Here is a 5,256-nt window from a genome sequence, read left to right on the forward strand (position 1 = left end):
ATCAGTAGATACCATTCCAGCGCGATGGCCCATTGGACGGCATTAATCAAACTGCGCTGCGGCCGGTACTCTATCGGGATTACGCCACAACTGCTTTCGAGTTCACAGTCGGCGGTATACCATTTATTCCGGTTGATGGTGTGCAGGAACTGGCTGAAAGGCGTGTCCCCGGTCATCGAGATGGTTGACCCGGGGTTGATATGCCCGACATCGACGGTAATATTTTCATGCGCATGGACATAGTCCACGAGTTTTTGTGTTGCTGAGGAGAAACTCGTAGGATCATTCGGATCACCGGCATAGGAGTGAAACTGGACATGCGCCAGATGCCCACGGCGACCTTCCAGTGATTCCATCGTATTCAATGTGGTTTCCCAGTTACCGGGAATTCCCAGGTTATTGCAATGGATATGCACCGAGTGTGGCAGTTGCAGCCGGTCTGCTGTTTCGGCCAGACCACGCACAATCTGTCGGGGAGTGACTCCGAAATTCTGTACGGGGGAATCCAGTTCCTTGATCGATTTGCGACTGATCTGTTTCCAGTCTTCAACGCCGCCGGGATTCACAATTTTGATTGTATAACCTTTGGCCGATTCCAGCAGCCAGGCACAATAGGCGTCCAGAGCTTGCTGGTCCTGGTTTCGCAGTTGTTTCATTACGAAATGGTTGTTGCCGAACAACAGGTAAAAACCCTTGTCCAGAATGGGTGTGTCCTGCAGTTCTTCGTGGGCGTGCCTCGCGTGCAAACCGGGAATTGCCGCATCCATGGCTGTGGTGTAACCGATACTCGCAAACAGATAACCTGTGGCAAAGGTGCTGGGAACGACGCCTCCCGTGCCAGAGCGGGTATGTTCGCTGCGATAAATGGGGGGCACATTGCGTTTCATTTCGGGCGTCATTTTACGCCCCGCATTTACTTTGGGACCGGCGATATGACAGTGCATATCAATTCCGCCCGGCATTACGACGTAGCCGGTGGCATCCAGGGTTTTTCCTGAAAAAGTGTCTTGATTTGGTGGAGCGGCGACAATCACACCATCCTGAATCCACAGATCGCGTACTTCACCATTCACGCCGTTCGCCGGGTCGTAAATCGTTCCATTTTTAATTCGGGAAAGCGACACAATAAACCTTTGAAAGCAACAGAATGAATAATGCGCGAGCGCAGTAATTGAGGCCGGTAGTTAGTGGCGACAGCAGTTCGAGCGACCACAGCCGGGATCGGCCATCGGAAGCTGTGACTTTTTGCTGGAAGTTTCCCCTTTGAACAACAGACCGCCTGAAATCAAGCGTTCTACGGGAGTTGTTTTCGGAGTTTCCTCCAGGGGAATTCCCGCTTTCTGGCAAAGTTCTCCCCAGGTTTTTAGCGATTCTGACATGCGATGGCTGACTTCGACGGTTTTGCCGTTGGTTTCGCAATAATATTCATAAGTAATCATGCTGATTGATCCACGAAATAACTGAAAGTAACTATCCGGAGGTCTGTCTTGCCTGCAGAATCGCTCTACGTTTTTGGGCATAACGTTTTACAAGCTCATCTGAAATGACTCCGACCAAGATCACTGCTCCAATGATAGCAAATTCCAGTTGGGAGGGAATGCCCAGCATGGTAATGGAATTGCGGAGAACTCGCATCAGCGCTGCACCGATGACAACTCCCAGGATGCTGCCTTCGCCCCCCCGAATACTGCACCCCCCCAGAACGGCTGCTGCAATGGCATACAGTTCATAAAAATTGCCGATGCCCTCAGGTTGTACTGAGTTAATATCCAGCGCGAATAAGACTCCGCCCACACCCGAGAGAAAAGAGCAGATGACGTAAGCCATAATCACGGTTCGATCCGTTTTGATGCCCGAATAACGCGCGGCTGTTTCATTATTCCCGATCGCCTTCAGGTAGCGACCAAAAATGGTTTTGTTTAAAAAGAATGCGGCAACAACAGCCAGGCCGATCATGATCAGGAAGGGAACAGGAAGTTTGAATCCTTCTATAAATGGAACGTCGATTTTTCCGGTCGCCAGATAGCGTAATCCGGCATGCGCGGTTCCAAACCCCTGCGTCTGATCTTCTGTAATGCCCCTGGCGATTCCTCTGTAAATGAGCAGTCCGCATAGTGTCACGATAAAAGGCTGGAGTTTTAATTTGGTAATCAGCAAGCCATGAAACAGTCCAATGGCAATCGAGATGGCACCAACCAGCAGTAATGCGGCGGGAACGGACACGCCCTTTGCCAGCAGAAAAGGCAATAGACTTCCGATCAGGCAGATGACGGAACCAATGGAAAGATCAATCCCCCCGGAGATAATCACGAATGCAACTCCGATACTGATGATCCCAAACAGAGATGTCAGGCGGGTCACATTTTGTATATTATAAGCGGAGAAAAAATTCTTGTTCGAGACTGCTGTGACAAGACACACAACAATCAATAAGATTAATATTCCCAATATCTTCTTCATGATTGTAACTCTTAAGCGCGAGTGTGGTTTTGATAATTAAAAGTGATCAAGATGGGACGGGGGCTCTGATTTGTCCGGTCGCAAGTTGCATAATGGCTTCTTCACTCATTTCCTCTCGAGAGAGTTCTCCCGTCAGTTGGCCTTCATGCATCACTAAAACGCGATCAGAAATGCCACGTATTTCTTCCAGGTCACTACTAACGAATAAAATCGCCATTCCCCTGGAAGCCAGTTCATTCATCAGATGATAGATTTCTTCTTTGGCTCCCACATCGACGCCGCGGGTGGGTTCATCCAGCAGCAGGACGCTGGGATTTAATGCCATCCATTTTCCCAACACGACTTTTTGCTGGTTTCCACCTGATAAAAACTGAACGATCTGGCGGTCGTTCGGCGTTTTGATGTTCATCGCGGCAATCATCTCATTCGAAGTTTTCCGCTCTTGTGCAAAATTGATCATCCCCAGATGCCTTCGGTCGCGGGAGAGGCTGGCGAGGCTCATATTTTCGCGAACGGCCATTTCCAGGATCAGTCCCTGTAGTTTTCGATCTTCAGGAACCAGAGCCAGGCCGGCTTTGATCGCATCTTGGGGAGAATGAATGTGGATTTCTTTGCCGTTGACAAAAATGGCTCCCCCACGCGGCGCGTCGATACCAAACAGGACCTGCATCAGTTCTGTTCTGCCAGCACCGACCAGACCTGAAATGCCGACGATCTCATTTTTTCTCAATGTAAAGGTGATCGGGTGAGTGGGATTATCGGGCGTTCGAAGATTTTTTACTTCGAGCACGACTTCGCCTGGCTCGTGCGGAGTATAAGGGAAAAACTGAGAAACATTTCGCCCTACCATCAACTGCACCATTCGATCGTGTGAGATGGAATCGTGGTCCAGTTCGCCGGCATTTTCCCCATCTCGCAGAACAACCACACGGTCTGCAAGTTCGTTGACTTCACCGAGGCGATGTGAAATATAGATCACACTGACCCCTTGTGTTTTCAACTCCCGAATGACAGAAAACAGGGCTTCAGATTCATGCAGCGACAATGAAGACGTGGGCTCATCCATAATCAGGATGCGTGCGTTGATCGACAGGGCTTTGGCGATTTCCACCATTTGCTGCTGACCGACAGTGAGGTTGCCCACTAAAGTCTGTGGGGGAAGATTCAAACCGACACGCTTCAGAAACTTTTCCGACTCAAGATACGTTTGCCTGCGATTGATAATTCCCCAGTGGTTTGGTTCACGGCCGAGAAAAATATTGGCTGCGATATCCAGATTGTCAGAAAGATTCAGCTCCTGATGAATTAAGGCAATGCCGCTGTTGAGAGCATCTGCTACATTGGAAAGGGACGCTTCTTCCCCATTAATCAGCAGGGTTCCGGAGTCCGGTGTCTGAACGCCTGCCAGGATTTTCATCAAGGTGCTTTTGCCTGCACCATTCTCACCAATGACCGCCAGCACCTCCACGTGGTGTAATGTCAGACTGACCCGACTCAAGGCTTTCACACCAGGGAACTGCTTTGAGATTTGTCTCACTTCCAGAAGCGGTCGTGAGTGCGTCGGATGGGAACTACTCATCCGACTTTGTGTCTTTCTGCTTGTCGACAGATTTTTCCTTTTTTTCTGAACTGACTTCCGCTTTTTCGCTTTCAGCTTTGTCATCCTTATTTTGATCTGCATCACCGATCAGTGATTTCAGCTCTGCCCAGAATTCTTTGACATTGTCTTTTGTGATCTTTCGAGCGGGGATATGCATGATTTTATTTTCGGGGATGACTGATTTGTCGCCGTTGGCGAGTGCATTCAAAACACGCACTGATTCATAGCCGTACTGATAGGGGTTTTGCACCACTGTTCCAACGACGGTACCATCTACAATGCCCTGCAGGCTCGTTTCATCTTCATCAAACGAAACAACTTTAATTTCTTTCAGTTTTCCTGCATCCCGAATTGCTTCTAGACATAAAGGGGGATTATAGGCAAATAGTCCGACCATGCATTTCAAATCTGGATATTTGGCAATCGAATCCTGGGCATTGGCTTTGGCCTGTGGAAAATCGAAATCATCAGTTCGCGTATCCAGAATGGTGTATTTGTCATTTATGATAGGTTTGCCCGGGTCATCATAGCGAGTATTATCGTGTGAACGATCCATCAGTTCATCAATCACACCCTGACGTCGCAATCGGGCATTTGACTGGCCCAGACGTCCGACAAACAGCATGACCTCTCCTCCTTCTGGCAAGGCTTCCTTGACCAATTCCCCACACATGCGACCTGCGGCATAATTATCCATTCCAATATAACATTGGCGCGGGCTGTCAGGCGCATCCGAGTCCTGAGTGATCAGAATCGAGTTGTCAGCAATTTCCTGTAAAAGATCATTCTGATTATCCGGGTCAATGGGGCTGATGGCAATTCCATCGATGCCTTGTGCCAGGAGTTCCTGCACCATCCGCTTTTGGTCTGTCACACCCTGAGGTGGCATTCTTACTTCCACGTTGACACCCAGGTCTTTACCTGCTTTTTCGGCGCCCTTTTGAGCAATTACCCAGAACGAAGCGATCCCGTTGGTGATAAAAGCGACATCATTTTTTTCACCAGAACTCGAATTTGATGTGGTGGGATTTCCATTACCCTTTTCCTGAGCGCAGCCAGGGATAGCAGTAGAAATTATTAACAATGTTGTAAAAAGAGTACAGTTCCGGATCAGTTCGCGACAGGTCATCAAGTGAGGCTCCTTGTTTGTGTATTGTGCGGAAGATCTGATGAGAGATTGGAAATAATATGATGAT

General features: G+C 48.9%; 5 protein-coding genes. All 5 read right to left on the bottom strand.

The genetic code is table 11. The features are described from left to right. On the bottom strand, positions 1–1,124 hold a 1,124-nt coding region (locus Q0294_RS06085; RefSeq protein ID WP_299461952.1), incomplete at its 3' end, for a formylmethanofuran dehydrogenase subunit A. Positions 1,125–1,184: 60 nt separating this feature from the next. After that, complete coding sequence (locus Q0294_RS06090) at positions 1,185–1,439, bottom strand: hypothetical protein (RefSeq protein ID WP_299461954.1); 255 nt, start codon at positions 1,437–1,439, stop codon at positions 1,185–1,187. Positions 1,440–1,470: 31 nt separating this feature from the next. Then, a complete protein-coding gene (locus Q0294_RS06095; protein ID WP_299461956.1) occupies positions 1,471–2,460 on the bottom strand; it encodes an ABC transporter permease in 990 nt (329 codons plus the stop codon). 46 nt (positions 2,461–2,506) lie between these two features. Continuing rightward, positions 2,507–4,039 (bottom strand): sugar ABC transporter ATP-binding protein, encoded by a 1,533-nt coding sequence (locus Q0294_RS06100; RefSeq protein ID WP_299461958.1) that lies wholly within the window; start codon positions 4,037–4,039, stop codon positions 2,507–2,509. Next, on the bottom strand, positions 4,032–5,189 hold the full coding sequence (locus tag Q0294_RS06105; protein ID WP_299461960.1) for a sugar-binding protein: 1,158 nt from the start codon (positions 5,187–5,189) through the stop codon (positions 4,032–4,034). The genes Q0294_RS06100 and Q0294_RS06105 overlap by 8 nt, the downstream gene beginning before the upstream one ends. Positions 5,190–5,256 lie beyond the last annotated feature (67 nt).

The sequence above is a fragment of the uncultured Gimesia sp. genome, from assembly GCF_937919775.1.
Lineage (GTDB): Bacteria > Planctomycetota > Planctomycetia > Planctomycetales > Planctomycetaceae > Gimesia.